The organism is Pseudomonas japonica (genome assembly GCF_013522925.1).
In the GTDB taxonomy this organism is placed as follows: domain Bacteria; phylum Pseudomonadota; class Gammaproteobacteria; order Pseudomonadales; family Pseudomonadaceae; genus Aquipseudomonas; species Aquipseudomonas japonica_A.
In genome coordinates, this window is the sequence record NZ_JAAMQU010000009.1 from 261,825 (window position 1) to 281,319 (window position 19,495).

General features: G+C 63.5%; 20 protein-coding genes. 13 read left to right on the forward strand and 7 right to left on the reverse strand.

Translation table 11 applies throughout. The features are described 5' to 3' along the window. Positions 1-32 precede the first annotated feature (32 nt). The 5 genes from G7016_RS16315 (at position 33) to G7016_RS16335 (ending at position 6,682) form a co-directional block, all read left to right on the forward strand. The gene (locus G7016_RS16315) at positions 33-1,517 is read left to right on the forward strand and encodes a calcium-binding protein (RefSeq protein ID WP_181116320.1); all 1,485 of its coding nucleotides are present in this window, start codon (positions 33-35) and stop codon (positions 1,515-1,517) included. Between the two features lie 82 nt (positions 1,518-1,599). Further along, on the forward strand, positions 1,600-2,268 hold the full coding sequence (locus tag G7016_RS16320) for an ABC transporter ATP-binding protein (protein ID WP_181116323.1): 669 nt from the start codon (positions 1,600-1,602) through the stop codon (positions 2,266-2,268). Position 2,269: 1 nt separating this feature from the next. Next, positions 2,270-4,750, forward strand: coding sequence for an FtsX-like permease family protein (locus G7016_RS16325; RefSeq protein WP_181116326.1), 2,481 nt, complete (start codon positions 2,270-2,272; stop codon positions 4,748-4,750). Further along, a complete protein-coding gene (locus G7016_RS16330) occupies positions 4,740-5,828 on the forward strand; it encodes a lipocalin-like domain-containing protein (protein WP_181116329.1) in 1,089 nt (362 codons plus the stop codon). Before G7016_RS16325 ends, G7016_RS16330 begins: the two co-directional genes overlap by 11 nt. A gap of 155 nt (positions 5,829-5,983) precedes the next feature. After that, positions 5,984-6,682 carry an SLATT domain-containing protein gene (locus tag G7016_RS16335; RefSeq protein ID WP_181116332.1) on the forward strand — a complete coding sequence of 233 codons (699 nt, stop codon included), beginning with the start codon at positions 5,984-5,986 and terminating at the stop codon, positions 6,680-6,682. A gap of 35 nt (positions 6,683-6,717) precedes the next feature. Here G7016_RS16335 and G7016_RS16340 read toward each other — a convergent pair whose 3' ends face one another. After that, complete coding sequence (locus G7016_RS16340; protein ID WP_181116334.1) at positions 6,718-7,254, reverse strand: cytochrome b; 537 nt, start codon at positions 7,252-7,254, stop codon at positions 6,718-6,720. Beyond that, entirely contained in the window at positions 7,251-8,315 is a 1,065-nt protein-coding gene (locus G7016_RS16345) for a catalase family peroxidase (RefSeq protein WP_181116336.1), read from the reverse strand. Before G7016_RS16345 ends, G7016_RS16340 begins: the two co-directional genes overlap by 4 nt. Before the next feature lie 152 nt (positions 8,316-8,467). Here G7016_RS16345 and G7016_RS16350 point away from each other — a divergent pair, with 152 nt between their 5' ends. After that, on the forward strand, positions 8,468-9,073 hold the full coding sequence (locus G7016_RS16350; protein WP_181116339.1) for a TetR/AcrR family transcriptional regulator: 606 nt from the start codon (positions 8,468-8,470) through the stop codon (positions 9,071-9,073). Positions 9,074-9,167: 94 nt separating this feature from the next. Further along, positions 9,168-10,655 (forward strand): NAD-dependent succinate-semialdehyde dehydrogenase, encoded by a 1,488-nt coding sequence (locus tag G7016_RS16355; protein WP_181116342.1) that lies wholly within the window; start codon positions 9,168-9,170, stop codon positions 10,653-10,655. Positions 10,656-10,661: 6 nt separating this feature from the next. On the opposite strand, the gene G7016_RS16360 is transcribed toward G7016_RS16355, so the two are convergent. Further along, positions 10,662-11,120 carry a MarR family winged helix-turn-helix transcriptional regulator gene (locus G7016_RS16360; protein ID WP_181116345.1) on the reverse strand — a complete coding sequence of 153 codons (459 nt, stop codon included), beginning with the start codon at positions 11,118-11,120 and terminating at the stop codon, positions 10,662-10,664. A 168-nt stretch (positions 11,121-11,288) separates the two neighbouring features. Here G7016_RS16360 and G7016_RS16365 point away from each other — a divergent pair, with 168 nt between their 5' ends. Beyond that, a complete protein-coding gene (locus tag G7016_RS16365) occupies positions 11,289-12,242 on the forward strand; it encodes a PDR/VanB family oxidoreductase (RefSeq protein WP_181116347.1) in 954 nt (317 codons plus the stop codon). Positions 12,243-12,269: 27 nt separating this feature from the next. Further along, positions 12,270-13,373, forward strand: coding sequence for an aromatic ring-hydroxylating dioxygenase subunit alpha (locus G7016_RS16370; protein ID WP_181116350.1), 1,104 nt, complete (start codon positions 12,270-12,272; stop codon positions 13,371-13,373). Between the two features lie 36 nt (positions 13,374-13,409). Here the strand turns inward: G7016_RS16370 and uraH are convergent, their stop codons facing one another. Next, complete coding sequence (gene uraH / locus G7016_RS16375; RefSeq protein ID WP_181116353.1) at positions 13,410-13,817, reverse strand: hydroxyisourate hydrolase; 408 nt, start codon at positions 13,815-13,817, stop codon at positions 13,410-13,412. A 37-nt stretch (positions 13,818-13,854) separates the two neighbouring features. Next, on the reverse strand, positions 13,855-14,325 hold the full coding sequence (locus G7016_RS16380) for a GlcG/HbpS family heme-binding protein (protein ID WP_181116357.1): 471 nt from the start codon (positions 14,323-14,325) through the stop codon (positions 13,855-13,857). 134 nt (positions 14,326-14,459) lie between these two features. Between G7016_RS16380 and G7016_RS16385 the strand changes: the two genes are divergently transcribed. The 3 genes from G7016_RS16385 (at position 14,460) to G7016_RS16395 (ending at position 17,170) form a co-directional block, all read left to right on the forward strand. Beyond that, entirely contained in the window at positions 14,460-15,134 is a 675-nt protein-coding gene (locus G7016_RS16385) for a heavy metal response regulator transcription factor (RefSeq protein WP_181116360.1), read from the forward strand. Beyond that, positions 15,127-16,533, forward strand: coding sequence for a heavy metal sensor histidine kinase (locus G7016_RS16390; protein WP_181116365.1), 1,407 nt, complete (start codon positions 15,127-15,129; stop codon positions 16,531-16,533). The genes G7016_RS16385 and G7016_RS16390 overlap by 8 nt, the downstream gene beginning before the upstream one ends. Before the next feature lie 79 nt (positions 16,534-16,612). Continuing rightward, a complete protein-coding gene (locus G7016_RS16395; RefSeq protein ID WP_181116369.1) occupies positions 16,613-17,170 on the forward strand; it encodes a GNAT family N-acetyltransferase in 558 nt (185 codons plus the stop codon). A gap of 74 nt (positions 17,171-17,244) precedes the next feature. Here the strand turns inward: G7016_RS16395 and G7016_RS16400 are convergent, their stop codons facing one another. Continuing rightward, entirely contained in the window at positions 17,245-17,940 is a 696-nt protein-coding gene (locus G7016_RS16400; RefSeq protein WP_258195213.1) for a tRNA (adenine(22)-N(1))-methyltransferase, read from the reverse strand. Then, on the reverse strand, positions 17,937-19,142 hold the full coding sequence (locus G7016_RS16405; protein WP_181116374.1) for an aminotransferase class V-fold PLP-dependent enzyme: 1,206 nt from the start codon (positions 19,140-19,142) through the stop codon (positions 17,937-17,939). Before G7016_RS16405 ends, G7016_RS16400 begins: the two co-directional genes overlap by 4 nt. 205 nt (positions 19,143-19,347) lie before the next feature. Between G7016_RS16405 and G7016_RS16410 the strand changes: the two genes are divergently transcribed. Beyond that, a partial coding sequence (locus G7016_RS16410) for a flagellin N-terminal helical domain-containing protein (protein ID WP_445674570.1) occupies positions 19,348-19,495 on the forward strand: 148 nt, incomplete at its 3' end.

The following is a 19,495-nucleotide window of genomic DNA, read 5'->3' on the forward strand; positions in this document are numbered from 1 at the left end:
TACCTCCACCACTCCTGATCAAGCGAGGCTCCATGGCTACCTACAAGAACACCGTGTACTGGTATGGCACCCCTGGGAACGACGCTATTGTAGATGTGTTCGGGGTACGCAACGTGATGTATGGCGGTACGGGTGATGATGAGCTCAACGGCGGATTCAGCTCCGATAGCGTATCGGTACTGATCGGAGGAAGCGGCCGCGATGAACTGAACGCGATCAGTGCTGTGAACATCCTGCGGTTCAACAGCGTGACCGACAGTTACCGGGACGCCACAACCGGCCACTGGGATTACGTTTACAACTTCGATACCACCCGCGACAAGCTGGACCTGACCGCGCTGGGCTACACCGGGATCGGCGACGGCCACGGCAGTACGCTGAAGGTGATGTACAACGAAACCACGGACACCACCTACCTCAAAAGTTTCGATGCCGACGCATCCGGCCAGCGCTTCGAGCTGGGGTTTGGCGGCCACGACTACGCCTTCAGCGATGCCAATTTTGTCGCCTTGCTTGCGGGTACTTCCCATGCCGACCAGCTTACCGGGAGCGATCAGGCCGCTACGCTGGCTGGCTACGAGGGAAGAGACACACTGGTTGGCGGCAGCGCCGATGAGCGCCTCGATGGAGGTACCGGTGGGGACACGCTCACAGGTGGCACCGGGGCCGATGCCTTTGTATTCCACAGTATCGGCGACAGTGTGCGAGCCGATGGGCCTGGTGGGACCGGTGGCCGGGACCTGATCGCAGACTTTTCAGCCGCGGAGGGAGATACGGTGGATTTGTCGTCGCTGGGTTTCACCGGCTTCGGTAATGGCCTGAACGGTACGCTGAAAGTGTCGGTAAACGCCGCCGGCGACAAAACCGCGCTCAAGTCACCGGAAACCGACAGCGCGGGCAATCATTTCGAGGTGTTCTTCAACGGCAACCTTGCCGGCGACCTGAACCGGGATACGGTGATTTTCGCCAACACCACAGGCGACAAGGTGATAAACACCCTGACCCGCGACGATCAGGAAACCGTGGGCACCGACAAAGGCGAAACGATCGTGGGTGGTGATGCGCGGGACGAGATCCTCGGGTTTGCCGGCAACGACAGGATCAACGGCGGCACCGGCGACGATTCCATGGCGGGCGGCAAGGGCGCGGATACCCTGACCGGCGGCGAAGGCCGCGACGACTTCGTGTTCTACAGCATCGAGGAAAGCTACCGTACCGCAACGGCCGACCACTCGGACACCATTACCGACTACGAGAAGGGCGACATTCTCTACGCCCTCGACCTGGGCTTCGACGACCTGGGCGATGGCACCGGCCGTACACTGGCGCTGGACTACGACAGGGCCACCGACAAGACCTTGCTGCACTCGTTGGAGGCGGATGATCAGGGCCGGTATTTCCAGATCACCTTGGCAGGGGAACACACCACCGTGTCGATCGCGCTGGACGGCTTGTATGTGGATGAGCAGCCGATTTCCATCCTCGGCGTAGACCCTCATGGGCCTGCGCCGGTTTGATGTTAACCAGGTGGGCTGCATCTCCCGATGAAAGCGCAGCCAGGCTCTATCCTCAGCTTTTTCATTCCTTGAGCGCCTTCCAATGCTCCATGTGCAAGCCGTGTTCAAAAGCTACCCCACCGCCCAGGGCCCGCTGCCCGTTTTGCGCGGCGCGGATTTACAGATGAGCCAAGGCGAGAGCCTGGCACTGATGGGCGAATCCGGCAGCGGCAAGAGCACACTGCTGCACCTGGTGGCTGGCCTGGATCGGGTGGACAGCGGCAGTATCGAAGTCGCTGGCCAGCGGCTGGACCGTATGAGCGAGGCCCAGCTGGCCAACTGGCGGCGCACGCAAATCGGCCTGGTGTTCCAGCAGTTCAACCTGATCGGCAGCCTGCGGGTGGAGGACAACCTGGCGTTTCAGGCACGCTTGGCGGGCCGGTTGGATAACCCCTGGCAAGCGCAACTGGTGGAGCGGCTGGGGCTGGGGCCCTTGCTCAAGCGTTACCCCGAACAGCTTTCCGGCGGGCAACAACAACGCGTTGCCATCGGTCGGGCATTGGCTTCGCGCCCTGCCCTGCTGCTGGCGGATGAGCCCACCGGCAACCTCGACGAAGCCACCAGCGACGACGTGCTGCAACTGCTGCTGGACCTGTTGGCCGACAGCCCGACCAGCCTGTTGATGGTCACGCACAGCCCACGGGTGGCGGGGCGATTGTCGCGGCAGGCGGTGCTGCATCACGGGCGCCTGGCCGCCGGAGCCGAGCACTGACATGCGCGTGTGCTATTGGGCGCTGCGCGCGCTGGTAAGTCATTGGCGCCGCCATCCGGTGCAGTTTTTCAGCGTGCTTACCGGCCTGTGGCTGGCCACCAGCCTGCTGACTGGCGTGCAAGCGCTTAACAGCCAAGCCCGGGACAGCTACGCCAAAGCCAGCCAGTTGATCGGCGGCGCGCCACAAACCCGCCTGGTACCGGCAAAAGGCGAAACGGTGCCCCAAGCCCTGTTCGTAAGCCTGCGGCGCGCAGGCTGGCCGGTGTCGCCGGTGCTCAGCGGGCGCGTGGTACTGAAAGGCAAACCTGACCAGCGCCTGCGCGTGATGGGGATCGAACCGGTGTCCATGCCCAGCGGCACCGCGCTCGCCGGGCAGGCGCTGGACACTGCGCAGATCGTGGAATTCTTCACCCCGCCGGGGGCTACCTGGGTCGCGCCGCAAACACTGCACGCGCTGGGGCTGGGTGAAGGTGACCAGCCCTTGAATGAAGCTGGCCAACCGCTGCCGCCGCTGCGGGCGAAAGCGGATATGGCACCCGGGCTGCTGTTGATGGACATCGGGTTCGCCCAGCAGGTAATGAACCTGCCGGATCGAGTGTCGTACCTGCTGGCGCCCAGGGATTTTGCCCTGCACCTGCCGCCATTGCCGGATAACGCCGCAGGGCAACTGGTGCTCAAGCAGAGTGGCGAAGAAAACGACCTGAGCCGGCTTACCGAGAGCTTTCACCTGAACCTCGACGCGCTGGGTTTCCTCTCCTTCGTGGTGGGGCTGTTCATTGTCCACGCCGCAATCGGCCTGGCCCTGGAGCAGCGTCGCGGTTTGCTGCGCAACTTACGGGCCTGCGGCGTGAGCGCGCGGGCGTTGATTCTCTGCCTGGCGCTCGAGCTGGGGGGTTTGTCGCTGCTCGGTGGCATCGCGGGGGTGGTCAGCGGTTATTGGCTGGCCAGCTTGTTGTTGCCCGATGTGGCCGCCAGCCTCAGAGGCTTGTACGGCGCGGAGGTGGCAGGGCAACTTACCCTCAGCCCGTTGTGGTGGCTCAGCGGCCTGGGGGTCAGTTTGCTGGGGGCCTTTCTGGCTGGGGGTAACAGCTTGCTGCGCGCCGCCCGCCTGCCTCTGCTGGCATTGGGCAATGCACAGGCCTGGCATGAAGAACATGCCCGCTGGCTGCGCCGCCAGGGCTGGCTTGCCGGGGTGGGGATGGTAACGGCGGTGGCGGCTACGTTGTGGGGTAACAGCCTGGCACTGGGGTTTGTGCTGATGGCGGGCCTGCTACTGGGCGCCGCGCTCGGGTTGCCGGTATTGCTCAACGGGCTGCTCAAGGGTTTGCTGGGGCGAAGCCGCTCGGTGTTGGGGCAATGGTTTCTGGCCGACTGCCGACAGCAATTGCCAGCGCTCAGCCTGGCGTTGATGGCGCTGCTGCTGGCCATGGCCGCGAACATTGGTGCCGGCAGCATGACCTCCGGCTTTCGGCAAACCTTCAGCGACTGGCTGGAACAACGCCTCACCGCCGAGCTGTACATCAACCCCGCCGATGCGGCTCAAGCGTTGCCGCTGCAGCGCTGGCTGAACCAACAGGCGTCCATCGACGCCGTGCTCCCCAACTGGCAAGTGTCCCTCCAATTGCAGGGCTGGCCGGCTGAGCTGTACGGCATTGTCGATCACCCCAACTACCGGGCGCATTGGCCGTTGCTAGAGGCGGCCAGCGGCGATGCCTGGGCGCAACTGGCGAGCGACGAGGCTGTGATGCTCAGCGAGCAGTTGGCGAGGCGGCTCAAGGTGGGTATCGGTGACGCCGTGAGATTGCCCGCCCCGGATGGCGACTGGGCGCTGCGCGTGGTCGGCATTTACGCAGACTACGGCAACCCCAAGGGGCACGTTCTGGTAAACGCGGCCCATTTGCTCGCTCACTGGCCCGACCTTATGCCCAACCGCTTCAACCTGCGGATCGCCCCGGAAAAGGTCACCCCACTGCTCAAGCAACTGCATGCGCAATTTGCCCTGGACGACAGCCACATCATCGAACAAGGCCAACTCAAAGCCTGGTCCACGCAGGTGTTCGAACGTACCTTCGCCGCAACCGCCGCGCTCAATAGCTTGACCCTGGGGGTCGCGGGCGTAGCGCTGTTTATCAGCCTGCTCACCCAGAGCCAGAGCCGGCTCGGGCAGCTTGCACCCCTCTGGGCGCTAGGCGTTACCCGGCGGCAACTGATGCTGTTGAACCTGGCGCAAACCTGGCTGCTGGCGGTGCTCACGCTGGTACTTGCCGTACCGTTGGGCTGGCTGCTGGCCTGGTGCCTGGATGCGGTGATCAATGTTCAGGCCTTCGGCTGGCGCCTGCCGTTGCGGATCTTCCCGCTGCAGGTATTGCAGCTGCTGGCGCTGGCATTGCTGGCAACGTTGCTTGCCTCGGCGTGGCCGCTGTACCGGCTGTTCCGCACCCAGCCCGCCGACCTCCTCAGGACCTTTGCCAATGAAGATTGAATGGGCACTGTGCGCCTGGGCCGTGCTGGCACTTGCCGGTTGCGACAACAAGCCCGAGGCGGAAAAAGGCTTCGCCGGGCTGGCCGATGATGCCGCCAGCTATAGCCAGGTTAGCCCGGGCAAACGTTTTGAATTCCCCAAGGACCACGGCCCCCATGATGGCTTTCGTATCGAGTGGTGGTACATCACGGCCAACCTTACCAGCGCCGAAGGTGAGCGCCTGGGTGTGCAATGGACGCTGTTCCGCAATGCCCTGCCCCGCGCGGCGGGAGTGGCTGGCGCCAGCACAGGCTGGAGCAATCGCAACCTGTGGATGGGCCATGCGGCCGTGACTGCCGCCAACCGGCACTACGCCGCCGAGCGTTATGCCCGTGGCGGCGTGGGCCAGGCAGGGGTGGCGTTACAGCCCTTTGCCGCGTGGATAGACGACTGGGCGTTGAACAGCCAACCGGGCATGCCAGACCCGTTGACCAGCATGCAGCTGACGGCGGCAGGCCCTCGTTTCAATTACCGCCTGCACCTCACCTCAAGCCGCCCGCTGGTGCTGCAAGGCAATCAGGGTTTCAGCCAGAAGTCCGAAGAAGGGCAAGCGTCCTATTACTACAGCCAACCGTTCTTTCAAGCCGAGGGCAGCGTCACCATCGACGACAAAACCTACCAGGTGTCGGGCTCGGCCTGGTTGGACCGCGAGTGGAGCAGCCAGCCGCTCACGGCCAACCAGACCGGGTGGGACTGGTTCTCCGTGCATCTGGATAACGGCGAGCAGGTGATGCTCTACCGCATGCGGCAAAAGGAAGGCGCGCCTTACCTGACAGGCACCTGGATAAACGCCGATGGCAGTACCGAACCTCTGGCCAGTAAGGACATTGTGCTGGTGCCCGGCGAAACCACCCGGGTCGAAGGCCATGACATGCCTACCCGTTGGACAGTGAAAATCCCCGGCAAGGGCGTAGACATCACCGCCGCCGCACTGAACCCCAAGGCCTGGATGAACCTGCGTATTCCCTACTGGGAAGGGCCGATCACGCTCAGCGGTAGCCACAAGGGCATGGGGTACCTGGAGATGACCGGGTATTGAGGGTACCCCGCGCCTCCCGCTCTGCTTTACCGAACTATCAACCGATGCTTTCAGCTCACCTGTGCCGGCTCCGATCCCTACCGCAAGGCAAGGGCAGCGGCGGCTAGATCGACCGATCTGGTTTGCGCAACCGCTGACGGCAGAGGGTTCAGATCATGAGTAATTGCTTCAATACCTGGTTGGGCAGGCCATGGCATGCTCCGGAAGACACCCCCCTCGATGAGTTGCGCATCCGTGCACTGCTGACTTCCCGGTGCCGATATCGCGCTGCCAGCCGCATCAACGTGATGTCGAGGTTCTCCTTTTACGCCACAGTTTTACTGTCCCTTGGTTTGATCATTATCCCGCTGCATAAACTGTCCGGGGCCCACGAGGCGTTCAGCGAGCACATACTGAACGCAATGGAAGTGTTTCTGGCAACTGCCGTGCTGGTGTTTTCGGCGGTTACGAGTGTGGCGCAATACGAGCTACGTACGTACCTGCTGAACAAATGCGGCCGAGAACTAAAGCGCCTGGCGGGGGAAATTTCCGGCTACTTGGCCTTTACAACGGCTCCAAACGCCAATGAGCTGTTCTACGCTCATCGCGATTACTTGGATATCTATACCCGCATTGCCGAAGACGCGGAAAACCATACGAACGTGGACTATCGCCTCGCGCTGCTCTCCATGCCGGACTACTACGCATATCCCAAGGTCCGTCGGTTTATCTACCGGTTTGTCACCCTGTGGATACTGTTTATCCCTTATGTGATTCCCGTGGCCTTTATCGTCCTGGAAGGTGTGTTTATCGTGGGCATGTTCGGCGACCACTGCAGCGCTATGTTGTCCTTCCTGCCTGCGGGCAAAGGGTAACGGCCGGGGGCGCACCCGGCCCCCAACCCTTCCAGCTATCGCCCGCGCGCCATGCTGCGCAGCACCCCGTCACGGCGGATCAAGCCGTGGTACAGCGCCGCAGCCAGGTGAACCAGCACCGTGCAAAACAACAGGTACGCCAGGTAGCCATGGGCGGTGCGCAGCAGCGCGAAGGTGGCGGCATCCGGGGCGAGCAGTGGTGGCAGCTGAATGCCCGCGCCAAGGCTGACGGGGTCGCCCGCAGCGGACAGCATGGCCCAGCCGAGCAGCGGCAGGCTGAGCATCAACCCATACAACAACCAGTGCGAAGCCTTTGCCGCCAGGCGTTGAACGGCGGGCAGATCTGCCGGCAGCGGTGGCTGGCGGGTAGACAGGCGTACGGCCAGGCGAACGATTGCCAGCGCCAGCAGGGCAATGCCCAGCGGCTTGTGCAGCTCGATCAGCTGCTCGTGACGTGCCGACACCGAGGCGACCATGCCGGCGCCGATGAACAGCATCGCCAGCAGGCCCGCCGCCATCGCCCAGTGCAGCCAGCGGGCCACGGGCACAAAGTGTTCAACAGGCTTGGTCATGGGCGGGGCTCCTGGGCGGCGTGCAAGCTGTTCACCTCGCCGGTGCGGCGCAGGTACGAATCGGCATATGCCGCCGAGCGGGCCGGCAGCAAGGGGTCGCCCGAGATTTCAATGCCCTGGGGCAGCACGGTCGGGTCATAGTTGATATCGCGGCAGGGGCCATCGTTCTGCGCCACGGCGCGGTCCAGCACCAGGGTGCCCGCCTCAAGCGTACGGCGGTCAACTGGCCACGCCTTGCTGGCGTCGTCCACCGGATCCCCGGGGTTGGCGAAGGTCATCTGCAAGGTCCAGCGCAGTGGCCCGGCAGCCAGCCGTTGCTCAATGTCCTGCGCAAGGTAGTCGGCGCCCTCCCCTGCGCTCGGGGCCGGCGTAACGCCCTGAGGCACCACACGCCAGCGCACCGCCTGACGCGTGCCGTCCGCCGCTACCAGATAGAACGCATTCAGGCCGTCGTAGCGCTCGGTGGCAAAGCTCGCGGACGGTTTGGCGGTTTTTACCCACGCCAGGAAGGCCGCGGTTTCCGGATGGCTGGCAAAGAACGCCTGCTGCGCTGCCGGGTTCGGCTTGCCGGTGGCGGGGTCCGGGCGGCTGGCTTGCAGGCTGTCGAAAAACGCCTGGGTGGTGCCCACCGGGAACACCGGCATGCTGTTCATCCCGGTACGCCATTGCTGCCCATCGGCCTGAGTGAAGCGCAAGGCCAGGCTGCGAATAGGCACGCTGTTGTCCGGCGCGTAAGGGTTACCGCCCGGCAAGGCGAAGCGGCCCACCACCGGGGTGCGCCCGGGTGCGAACACTTCGGCCTTGGATACTTGCGCCAGTTGCCCGTTGCTCTCGAACCACCCGGTTACGCATACCCCTTTGGCGTGGTTGCGGCGGTAGCCCGGATGGTCGCCACCACTGGCTTGCAGGGTATCGACGATCTTGACCGGGGTGAGACGCGTAGGGTCCAGCCAGCCGCGCACATAGGCGAAGGTAATGCCCAGCAGCAGCACCGGCAGCGCGATCAGGGCAAACCGTGCCAGCGTGGCGGCGGTACCAAGGAGTGGGGGTCTGGACGTCATCTAAGGCTCCGGGCTAAGTGGAATCAGCAGCCGGACGCCCCACGAGGCTGATTTATTCCCCGGCTCGCTATCAAACAGTTATTGGCTCACTACCTGAAAAGATTTTCAAAAAGCTGTAGACGACTGGTCTAATCAAGCGTAATGTCGCTGCCATGAAAACATCAAACGCACTCCAAACCAGCGACGTCCGGGACAGCATCCTTGCCCATGGCCAACGCATCATGGCCGGCAAAGGGTTTTCCGCGGTGGGCATCAACGAGGTACTGACCGCCGCCAGCGTTCCGAAGGGTTCGTTCTACCACTATTTCAGCTCCAAGGACGCCTTCGGCGAGGCGCTGCTCGAAGACTACTTCGAAGGCTACCTCGCCGAGATCGACCAAACGCTGAGCCTGCCCGGTTTGAACATGGCCGAGCGCTTGCTGAAGTACTTCGAGAGCTGGCAGGCCAACCAATCGTTCTTCGACTGCCAGGGCAAGTGCCTGGCGGTGAAACTGGGCGCTGAGGTGGCGGACTTGTCCGAAGCCATGCGCATGGCCTTGAAACGCGGCACGGCGGGCATTACCGAGCGCCTGGCAGCGGCCATCGAGGCCGGGCTGGCCGAGGGCTCGCTCAAGGTGGATGGCGCGCCCGAGGACATCGCCAAAAGCCTGTACCAGATGTGGCTGGGCGCCAGCGTGATGGTAAAGATCAATCGCAATACCCTGCCGTTCGACACGGCGATGGTGGCAACCCGTCAGTTACTGCGCGCTGCTGGCTGACACTCCCATAAAAAGCACTTCCTTTGAGTGCTTTTTTTGGCCCCTTGGCATAGACGACCGGTCTAATCATTTTCATAATCAATGGAGGCTTCCCATGACTTCTCACGTGATCAACGCAACGAACACGCTCGAACAGATCAAGGCTGACGGCTGGCTGCGCCAAGCCAACTTCATCGATGGGCAATGGGCCCCGGCGGATAACGGCGCTACTCACACCGTTGAAGACCCCGCCACGGGCGAACCGATCGGCACTATCGCCTGGGCAGGCGCGGTGGACACACAGCGCGCCATCGGTGCCGCCCACGCCGCCTTCGCCCAATGGTCGCTGACCACAGCCGCAGAGCGGGCCGAGCGCTTGCAGGTCATGGCGCGCACGGTACGGGAAAACCTCGATACGCTCGCCGCCATGCTCACGCTGGAGCAAGGCAAGCCGCTGGCCGAAGCCCGGGCTGAAATCAAACTGGGCGCTGACTACATTCAGTGGTTCGCCGAGGAAGCACGCCGGGTCAATGGCGAGATCATTCCTTCACCGTGGCCAGGCCGGCAGATCCAGGTTACCCGGGAACCGGTCGGCGTGGTCGCGGCTATTTCGCCCTGGAACTTCCCGTTCTCCATGCTCGCCCGCAAAGTGGCCCCTGCCCTGGCAGCAGGCTGCACCATCGTGGTCAAGCCCTCCGAATTCACCCCGTTCTGCGGCTTGCTGTGGGGCGTGCTGGCAGAAAAGGCTGGCGTGCCCGCCGGCGTGGTGAACGTGCTGACCGGCGACGCGGCGGCCATCGGTAATGAGCTCACTTCCGATGCCCGGGTACGCAAGCTGACCTTCACCGGCTCCACCCGGATCGGCAAGCTGCTGTACCAGCAGTCCGCCGCCACCATGAAAAAGCTCTCGCTGGAACTGGGTGGGAACGCGCCCTTCATCGTGTTTGACGACGCCGACCTGGACAAGGCCATCGAAGGCGCGTTGGCCTCCAAATACCGCAACAGCGGGCAAACCTGCATCTGCACCAACCGGTTCTATGTGCAGGACGGCATCTACGATGAATTCGCCCGCCGGCTGGCCGAGCGTGTTCAGGCGCTCAAGGTGGGCAACGGTTTTGAGCAAGGCGTGCAGCAAGGTCCGCTGATCAACGAGGCGGCCGTGGCCAAGGTACAAAGCCAGGTCGAGGATGCCCAGGCCAAGGGGGGCCGGATACTGGCAGGCGGCAAGCGGTCCTCGCTCGGCGCCACCTTCTACGAGCCTACGGTGATCGCGGACGCCACCGCCGACATGGTCATCGCCCGCGAAGAAACCTTCGGCCCGGTGGCTGCGTTGTTCCGCTTCAGCACCGAGCAAGAAGCGATCGACGCCGCCAACGGCACGGAGTTCGGCCTGGCCGCCTATTTCTATAGCCGAGACCTGGCCCGGGTGTTCCGCGTATCGCGGGCGCTGGAAAGCGGGATGGTGGGCATCAATGAAGGCCTGGTCACCACCGAAGTCGCACCCTTCGGCGGCGTGAAGGACAGCGGCCTGGGCTCGGAAGGCTCCTCCCACGGCATCAACGAGTACCTGCACCTCAAATACGTGAGCCTCGGCGGCCTCTGATACGGACTAAGGCTCTACCGCGTTCACCTTCTCGAGCTGGCGGCTCATGCGGTGCAACAGGTCGATCAACGTATCGACCTCGCGCTCCGACAGGTCTGCCAGCAACACCTCTTCGCGCCGCACCGCCGTTTCCAGTACCCGGTCATGCAACTGCCGACCACTCGGGGTAAGGGACACGGTGTAGCGGCGCGCATCTTTTGTGTCGACTTCGCTGGTCACGTACCCCTCCCGCTCCAGCGCCTGCAACGAACGGCTGATCGCACTCTTGTCCAGCCCGATCACCTGCCCTACCCGATTGGCGGTGATGTGGTTTTCCACCGCCAGCATGGCAAGCACGCGCCATTCCACGATGCCAATACCGTAGTGCTTGCGGTAGCACGCCGAGGCGCTGCTGGACAGCTTGTTGGTGAGGAACGTCAGCAGGGCTGGAACATAGCGCTCCAGGTCCAGGGGGGCATGAGGCATGACGAAAGGTTCCTGAACGGTGCGACCAATTGGTTGACACCGCAACTAAATGAGATAGGATGAATTCCAGGCAATGACCCGAGCCGCATCATAAACGCACCGGGCCGAACAATAATAATCCGAGGTTGACTGCCATGCCGCGCCCGCTATCCCTGTGGGGGTCCACTCATGCTTGAAGTTCGCGTAAGCCGCAAAATCATCGAAGCCCAAGGCGTGTGCAGCTTCGAACTGGTGCCCCTCGATCAAGCCGAGCTGCCGCCGTTTACCGCTGGCGCGCATATCGACGTGCACCTGGGTTCCGGGTTGACCCGCCAGTATTCATTGTGCAACCCGCCCCACGAGCGCCACCGTTACATGATCGCAGTGCTCGAGGAGCCTGCCTCGCGCGGGGGTTCGAAGCACCTGCATCAACGGATTGAAGAAGGCACACAGTTATCGATCGGCCTGCCCCGTAACCTGTTCGAACTGGACCTTACCGCCGAGCGTTATCTGTTGTTCGCGGGTGGTATCGGCATCACGCCGTTGCTGGCAATGGCCCATGTGCTGGAAGCGGCCGGCAAGCCGTTCGAACTGCATTACTGCGGCCGCGACCTGGGCCGCCTGGCCTTCGCCGACCACCTGAAGGCTTCCACGCTCGCCCATCATCTGCACCTTCATGTGGACAACGGCCCACCCACGCAGCAGCTCGATGCGCAGCGCGTACTGGCAACGCCACAACCTGGCGACCAGCTGTACACCTGCGGGCCGGCTGGCTTCATGGCGTTCGTGGAAGCCAGCGCCAAGGCCTGCGGCTGGGCCGACCATCAGATCCATCGGGAAGATTTTGCCGCCGCCCCGCAGGTTCAGGCAGGGGACGCTCCGTTCGACATCCACCTCGCCCGGTCCGGGAAAGTGCTCGAAGTACCCTGCGACGAAACGGTGCTGGAGGTGCTGCTTCGCAATGGCATCGACGTGGACAGCTCGTGCGAGCAAGGCATCTGTGGCGCCTGCATCACGCCACTGCTGGACGGCGAGCCGGACCACCGCGACCAGTTCATGACCGCCGCCGAGCACGCGACGAACGACCGCTTCGCCGTCTGTTGCTCCCGCGCGCGCAGCCCTCGCCTGGTGCTGGACCTCTGACAATAAAAACCGATACAGGAGACCTTCATGAGCGCTTCAACCGCCCAACCGCTGGCTTATGACGTGGGCACGCCCGCGGCCCTGCCCGCGTTCCCGCTCGACCAATGGTATGTGGCCGCCCTGGCGTGGGAGCTTGAGGACAAGCCCCTCGCCCGCACCTTGTTGAACAGGCCGATCGTGCTGTTCCGTACGGCTGACGGCACGCCGGCGGCGCTTGATGACCGCTGCTGCCATCGGGCGCTGCCGTTGTCCCAGGGCACGCTGGAAGCCCGCGGGCTGCGCTGCGGCTACCATGGCCTGCTGTTCGACGGGGCCGGGCAGTGCCTGGAAGTACCCGGCCAGGCCAAGGTACCCAGCAAGGCGCGGGTGGGCGCCCATCACGTGCGCGAACGAGACAAAATCATCTGGATCTGGTTTGGCAGCGCGTCTTGCCCAGTGCCCGACCACGAGCCGCCGGCGTATGAGTTCCACACCAATCCCGCCTACCTGTTCGACGGCGATGTGTACCACTACGACGCGCCCTACCAGCTTATCCACGACAACCTGCTGGACCTGAGCCACTTGGGTTATGTGCACCTGCGCACCATCGGCGGCAACGCCAGCATTCACATGAACGCCCAGGTACGGGTAACCAGCGATGAGCGCTCTGTGCGGGTGACCCGCCATCTGCCCGACTCGGTGCCACCGCCCACCTATACCGCGGCGTACCCGTTCAAGGGCAACGTGGACCGCTGGCAGGAAGTCGAATTTTGCGTCAGCCACTTGCGTATCTGGACTGGCGCCGTGGACGTAGGTACCGATTCGCTCGATGACCCCGCCCGGCGCGGTTTCCATATGCGCGGCTTCCATGGGGTAACGCCCGAAACCGACGCCACCAGCCACTACTTCTGGACGATGGCCACCAACCCGCAAAGCAACCACGACGAGGTCAAGGCCAAGGTGGTGGACCAGACCAAAATGACCTTCGACGAAGACAAGGTGGTGATCGAGGCGCAGTACAGGAACATGCTCGATTTCGGCCCGTTGCCGATGGTGGACATCCACGTGGACGTGGGCGCCAACCGTGCGCGAAGGATCATCGAACAGCTTCGCCAGGGCGTTCAGGAACGCACGTCAGGGCTGGACACGTGATCATTCGTGAGTCGGCGCCCGCACAACAGATGGCGACTACGACCCGCGATAGGTGCTGAAGCCGTACGGGCTGAGCAGCAGCGGGATGTGGTAGTGCTGGTCGGTCTGGCGCACTTCGAAGATCACCGGGATTTCCGGGAAGAAGGTGTCCTGGTGCAGCTTCTGGTAGTACTCGCCGGTCTTGAACACCACGCGGTACTCACCCTTGTCGATCGCCATGTTGGCCGGGAACAGCTCGGGGATTCGGCCCTGCTCGTTGGTGGTGCCTTGGGCCAGCGCCTGCCAGGTAGCACCGGTGTGGCGCTCCAGGGTGACCTGAATGCCCGCCGAAGGGGTGCCGGTCTGCAGGTTGAGCACATGAACGCTCAGTGGGTTCGGCGCGGCGTTGGCGAGGCCGGCGAGGCTGGTGAGCGCCAGGGTGCAGGCCAGAGTGCGAAGTTTCATGCTGAGGCTTCCTTGTAATGAAGGTGGAAACAAAGGTTCAGGGATGAGTGGCCAGGCCGACCTTGGCGGCCGCGTCCATTGCGCAGCGCTCGTCCGGGGCAGGCCCGCCGGCACCGGCAACGCCGAGCGCGCCTACCAGGTCCGCGCCTTGGTACAGCGGCACGCCGCCGCCGAGCAACAGCAGCTCTGGGAAGGTGTTCAGGTTGGCGGTTTCGGGGTTTTGTGCGGCTTTCTCGGCCAGGGCACGGGTGGGCGTTTTGGTGGACAGGGCGGTGTACGCCTTGCGCCGGGCGGCGTCAGCGTTATGCGGCCCGGTGTTGCGGTCGCGCTGGATCAGCAACAGGTTGCCGCCACGGTCCAGCACGGCGATCGCAGCAGTGCACGGCGCGGCATCGGCAAGCTGCCGGGCGGTGGCCAGGTCCAGTTCCGGCTGTTGGGGCAGGGCCGCCTGGGCCTGGGCGGCAACCAGCGTCAACAGGCCGAGGCAAAGGGTTTTGATAGGGGTCATGGCAGGCTCCTTGGTTGGGCTGCGCCTACCCTAACCCCCTGCCCCGCTCCCAATTCCGTCATACGGATTACAAGTTTGTAATGGGAAACGGCGCCCAGTCCGCATAGCCTATGCGTACTGCAAACGAGGTAGCCATGCGTGTATTACTGGTAGAAGACGAGCCCAAGACGGCGCATTTCCTGGCCAAGGGTTTGACCGAGGCCGGCTACGCCGTGGACGTTGCGCTCGACGGGCTCGATGGCCGCCACTTTATCGAAGAGGCTGATTACGACCTGATCATTCTCGACGTGATGCTGCCGGGCCTCGATGGCTGGCAGTTGCTCAAGCAGGTGCGCCAGCGCGGAGACACGCCAGTGCTGTTTCTCACCGCGCGCGATTCGGTGGAAGACCGCGTCAAAGGCCTTGAACGCGGCGCGGACGACTACCTGGTCAAGCCATTTGCCTTTATCGAACTGCTCGCCCGCGTGCGCACCCTGCTGCGCCGGGGCCCGCCCCGTGAGCTGGAATACTACCGGGTCGCCGACCTGGAGCTGGACGTGATGCGCCGTCGGGTAACCCGCGGCGGGCAACGGCTCGTCCTCACCAACAAGGAATTTGCCTTGCTGCACCTGCTGGTCAGCCGGCGCGGGGAGGTGTTGTCGCGCACCTTCATTGCCTCCCATGTGTGGAACCTCAATTTCGACAGCGATACCAACATGGTGGACGTGGCGGTGCGGCGGCTGCGGGCGAAGCTGGACGACCCCTTCTTCCCCAAGCTCATTCATACCGTGCGCGGCATCGGCTATCAGCTGGAGGCCAGCGATGAGTGACCCTGGCCGCCGTGGATCGTTGATCTGGCGAGCCGCGCTTGGCGTGGCGGTCACCTGCGCCGGCGTGCTCGCCTTTTCGGGGTGGTTCTTGTACCGCAGCCTGGAAGCCGAACTGGCCTACCGCGACGACGTGGCCCTGATGGGCCGGCTGGAACAAGTACGGGCGTTGCTTCAGGACAGCGATGACCTCAGCGCCCTGCAGGCGCGCCCACGGTTGTATCAGAACATGCTGGGCAACCGGGACAGCCTGTTGCTGGTAGGGCGGGATGCTCAGGCCGATATCATTGACATCAACCCGCATACCGACGCCATCCCTGCCCTGCAGGCGCTGGCAGTGAACCAGGCGCCGCGCCGGGAGCACGTCGTCACATGGCAGCCGGATAGTGGCAGCGGCTTGCTGCTGTTGGCGGGTGATGGCACGGGGCGCAACGGTGAACGGCTGCGGGTGACGGTCGGCAAACGCCTGGATGAGCGCACCGCGATGCTGGCCAGCTACCGCCTGAGGATTTACGCCGCGGCGGGCCTTGGCGCGTTGTTGGCGCTGTTGCTGGGTGTGCTGGTGTTGCGCCGCGCCCTGCGCCCGGTACGGGCGATTGCCGCGCAAGTGGCCGGCATCAGCCCGCGTACCCTTGGGCAACGGCTGAGCGTGGCGCAAATACCTCAGGAACTGTACGAGCCCGTGCAAGCCCTCAACGGCATGCTGGACCGCCTCGATGACAGCTTCGCCCGCCTGTCGCAGTTCTCCGCGGACCTGGCGCATGAAATGCGCACGCCGTTGCACACCCTGCTCACCAGTAACGGCCAGATGCTCAACCAGGCCCGCTCGGTTACCGAATATCAAGACCTGCTCGCCTCCAACGTAGAGGAATTCGAGCGGCTCAACCGGATGGTCGCCAACCTGTTGTTCCTTGCCCGGGCCGACCATGGCGACTGCCCCATCGTTCGCCAGCCGGTGGACCTGCAGCAGCTGGGCGACGAGCTGTGCGAGTACTTCGAAGCGCTGGCGGAGGACCGCAATCTTGGCCTGCACAACACCATGAGCGGCACGCTCCAGGCAGACCTTCCACTGCTCCAGCGGGCGTTGGGCAACCTCCTCGCCAACGCGGTAAAGCACGCCACTCCAGGCTCCACGGTGGAGCTACGCAGCGAGCGGCCTGGCAACGAAACCCGCCTGGTGGTGATGAACCGGGGGGAAACACTGCCACCCGCCGTGATCCCCCGGTTGTTCGAGCGCTTCTACCGCGCCGACGAAACCCGTACCGACCCTGGCGACTCGGGCGGCCTGGGGCTGGCGATCGTGCAGTCGATCATGGCGTTGCACGACGGGCGTGCGGCCCTGCACAGCGAAAGCGGGATTACCGAGGCTTCGTTGCATTTCCCCGCAGCCGCAGGCCCCTGAATCCAAACCTTTGAAATACCGTCACGGGTTCTGCGAAAGTGGGCATCGAACCGCCCGCTTTCGCGAAGGAGCCCGCGCAATGGAAAGCCTGCCCACCTTTCACACGGACCGTTTGCTGCTCACGCCGCTGCAACTGAGCGATGCGCCCGATATCCAACGCTGCTTTCCTCACTGGGACGTGGTGCGCTACCTGGACAGCCGGGTGCCCTGGCCCTATCCGGAGGACGGCGCGCTCACGTATGTGCGCGATGTTGCCCTCCCGGCCATTGAAGCGGGGAAGGAATGGCACTGGATGATTCGCCTTGCCGCAGACCCCACTCACAGCATCGGCAGCATCTGCCTGTACGATCAGCCCGGTAATCACAGGGGCTTCTGGCTGAGCCCGCCTTGGCAGGGCAATGGGTACATACGCGAGGCCTGCGAAGTGATCAACGCCTATTGGTTCGAAACCCTGAAGCGCCCGCTGATGCAGGTGCCCAAGGCGGCGGGCAACCAAGCCTCCCGCAGGGTTTCGGAGCGCGAGGGCATGCGCAGGGTCGATGTACGCGAGGGAAGCTTTGTAGGCGGCCCGATGCTCAAGGAAACCTGGGAGCTCACCCGCGAAGAATGGCTGCGCGAACATTCCCGGCCGCTGTAGCAACGGGCCGGCCATCCGGCGAAGCCGCAGGCTAGCTCACGAACGGCTTCCAGAAGGTGCGTGGTTGACCCCCGTTACGCCAGCACTTCTTTGATCCAGTGCACCTGGCGCGTGAGGCTTTGCAGTTTATCCTCGGGCACCGCCTGGCGCGCATGGGCGAAGCTGGCCAGGGTGCGCTGGCGCAGGCGCAGCTTGCGTTGCCACTTGGCCAGGAAGGCCGGGCTGCGTGCCTGCAAATGCACCGGGCCGAAGTAGAGTTCCTGGGGCGTGTAAGCCACAGGGCCCACGCGCTCGGCCACGATGATTTCGTAGTCGAAGCGGTTTTCTCGCAGCACCTCTTCGTGGAGTATCGAATAGCCATTGACCATCAGCCACTGGCGAAGAGGCTGTTCGCCGCCGTTGGGTTGCAGGATCAAGCGCTCGGTGCCGCTCAAACGCGACTTGCCCGCTTCAAGGATGTCGCGGATCGTCTCGCCGCCCATCCCGCACATAGTCACCGCGGTAATGCCATCTTGCAGCTCGATGGCGGCCAGCCCATTGGCCAGGCGCACGGTAATGCCCTCGCCCAGGCCGTTATCGCGCACGGTGCGTTCAGCCGCCAGGAATGGCGTTCCCGCGATTTCTCCCGCCACCGCTGCCGTGATCACACCGCGGTGCATCAAAGCCACCGGCAGGTAGGCATGGTCCGAACCGATGTCGGCCAGGCGCGCGCCCGCAGGTACCAGCGCCGCCACACGCTCCAGCCGCATGGACAAACTGTGTTCGTTCAACCGTTACCCCTTGTCATCGCCCGCAGGGCTTCGATCAACTGCTTCATATCGCTCACGGTGGTGGTGAAACCAGGCGTTACCCTGATGCAGGGGCCGCACGCCGAACCCTCGCGCAGCACGGTAAACACGTTGAACTCATTGAGCAACCGCTCTACCTGCACCTGCTGGTCTGCTGCATCTACGAACCTGAACGCCGTGATGCCGCAATACAACCGGGGATCATCCGGGGTGAGTACTTCAATGCCGGGCAGCTTGCGGGCTTCGGTTACCCAGAGGTTGCGCAGGTAGCGCAGGCGCGCGCCTTTCACCGCCCAGCCGCCAATGGCTTGGTGCTCGGCAAACACAGTGGGAAGCGCCATCAGCGCAGGCACGTTGGGCGTGCCGTAGGGCGCCAGGCAACGGACGTCATCGGCGCTGAAGCTCGGGTTGCCCATGTCCGGTGTGAAGTCACCCAGCCGCTCCTCACGTACGTGAATAACCCCTAGGCTCAGGGGCGCGCCGATCCATTTCTGCAAGTTGAAACCTGCGAAGTCGATGCCGATATCCGCGAGGTTTACCTCAAGCTGGCCCAGCGAGTGAGCGCCATCAAATATGACATCAATGCCCCGAGCCTTGGCCGCTTGGGCGATCGCCTTTACCGGCATTACCAGCCCGGTGCGATGGGTCACGTGGGTAAGCGCCATCAATTTGAGCCGGGGGTGCGCCTCGAATGCGTCGATATAAGCGCGCAGTAGTGCGTCGTGGCTGGGGGGGTGAGGATGAACGATCCTGATCAGCTCCACCCCCCTGGCGGCCTGCAACCAGCTGAACGCGCCCTGTACCGAGCGGTAGTCAAGGTCGCTGATCAATACCTGGTCCCCGGGCTTGAGCCGGCTGTAGTTCCGAATCAGGGAATACAGCGCCTCGGAGGCGCTGCGCGCGAAGGCCAGGCTCTCGGCGGGCAGGCCCATGAGTTCTGCCAGCTGCTGGCGAATGTCGAGCAGTTGGTATTCGTCGAATTCACGCCGAACCTGTATGGCGTTCCTTCGGTTGACCTCCCTGATGGCGCCTTCGTAAGCGTGAAGGGCATTGTGCGTCATCTGCCCGAAATAGCCGTTTTCCAGGTTGATCGGCCCGTCACGCTCCGGATAGCGCGCCGCAATGTCGGCCCACCAGGCTTCATCCGTAGCCAGTTGGTCTGGGGTCTTCACCGTGTTTGCCATACGCCTGCCTTCCTGACAATGAGGGCTCGAAGCATCGGCTCGCGCGGCAGGATGCGCAAGCCCGTTTGCATCCGATCAACGGCACCCCCTCACCCTTAAGCAAACGCCAAAAGCGACGATAACTACTTCGAAGGTTATCCAGGCCACACCCGGCACCGCCAGGGCCGGAAGCCAAGTACATCACCGCTGCCCTGAGGATTTCGTCATGTCGTTGACCGTTAACACCAACATTGCTTCCCTGACCGTTCAGAACAACCTGAACAAGGCTTCGTCCGCCACCGCTACCTCGATGACTCGCTTGTCCTCGGGCCTGAAAATCAACAGCGCCAAAGACGACGCCGCCGGCCTGCAGA

What these genes read in the sequence shown, in the direction of transcription:
- G7016_RS16315 (WP_181116320.1), top strand. Translation starts at nt 33, where the DNA reads ATGGCTACCTACAAGAACACCGTGTACTGGTATGGCACCCCTGGGAAC.
- G7016_RS16320 (WP_181116323.1), top strand. Translation starts at nt 1,600, where the DNA reads ATGCTCCATGTGCAAGCCGTGTTCAAAAGCTACCCCACCGCCCAGGGC.
- G7016_RS16325 (WP_181116326.1), top strand. Translation starts at nt 2,270, where the DNA reads ATGCGCGTGTGCTATTGGGCGCTGCGCGCGCTGGTAAGTCATTGGCGC.
- G7016_RS16330 (WP_181116329.1), top strand. Translation starts at nt 4,740, where the DNA reads ATGAAGATTGAATGGGCACTGTGCGCCTGGGCCGTGCTGGCACTTGCC.
- G7016_RS16335 (WP_181116332.1), top strand. Translation starts at nt 5,984, where the DNA reads ATGAGTAATTGCTTCAATACCTGGTTGGGCAGGCCATGGCATGCTCCG.
- G7016_RS16340 (WP_181116334.1), bottom strand. Translation starts at nt 7,254, where the DNA reads ATGACCAAGCCTGTTGAACACTTTGTGCCCGTGGCCCGCTGGCTGCAC.
- G7016_RS16345 (WP_181116336.1), bottom strand. Translation starts at nt 8,315, where the DNA reads ATGACGTCCAGACCCCCACTCCTTGGTACCGCCGCCACGCTGGCACGG.
- G7016_RS16350 (WP_181116339.1), top strand. Translation starts at nt 8,468, where the DNA reads ATGAAAACATCAAACGCACTCCAAACCAGCGACGTCCGGGACAGCATC.
- G7016_RS16355 (WP_181116342.1), top strand. Translation starts at nt 9,168, where the DNA reads ATGACTTCTCACGTGATCAACGCAACGAACACGCTCGAACAGATCAAG.
- G7016_RS16360 (WP_181116345.1), bottom strand. Translation starts at nt 11,120, where the DNA reads ATGCCTCATGCCCCCCTGGACCTGGAGCGCTATGTTCCAGCCCTGCTG.
- G7016_RS16365 (WP_181116347.1), top strand. Translation starts at nt 11,289, where the DNA reads ATGCTTGAAGTTCGCGTAAGCCGCAAAATCATCGAAGCCCAAGGCGTG.
- G7016_RS16370 (WP_181116350.1), top strand. Translation starts at nt 12,270, where the DNA reads ATGAGCGCTTCAACCGCCCAACCGCTGGCTTATGACGTGGGCACGCCC.
- uraH (WP_181116353.1), bottom strand. Translation starts at nt 13,817, where the DNA reads ATGAAACTTCGCACTCTGGCCTGCACCCTGGCGCTCACCAGCCTCGCC.
- G7016_RS16380 (WP_181116357.1), bottom strand. Translation starts at nt 14,325, where the DNA reads ATGACCCCTATCAAAACCCTTTGCCTCGGCCTGTTGACGCTGGTTGCC.
- G7016_RS16385 (WP_181116360.1), top strand. Translation starts at nt 14,460, where the DNA reads ATGCGTGTATTACTGGTAGAAGACGAGCCCAAGACGGCGCATTTCCTG.
- G7016_RS16390 (WP_181116365.1), top strand. Translation starts at nt 15,127, where the DNA reads ATGAGTGACCCTGGCCGCCGTGGATCGTTGATCTGGCGAGCCGCGCTT.
- G7016_RS16395 (WP_181116369.1), top strand. Translation starts at nt 16,613, where the DNA reads ATGGAAAGCCTGCCCACCTTTCACACGGACCGTTTGCTGCTCACGCCG.
- G7016_RS16405 (WP_181116374.1), bottom strand. Translation starts at nt 19,142, where the DNA reads ATGGCAAACACGGTGAAGACCCCAGACCAACTGGCTACGGATGAAGCC.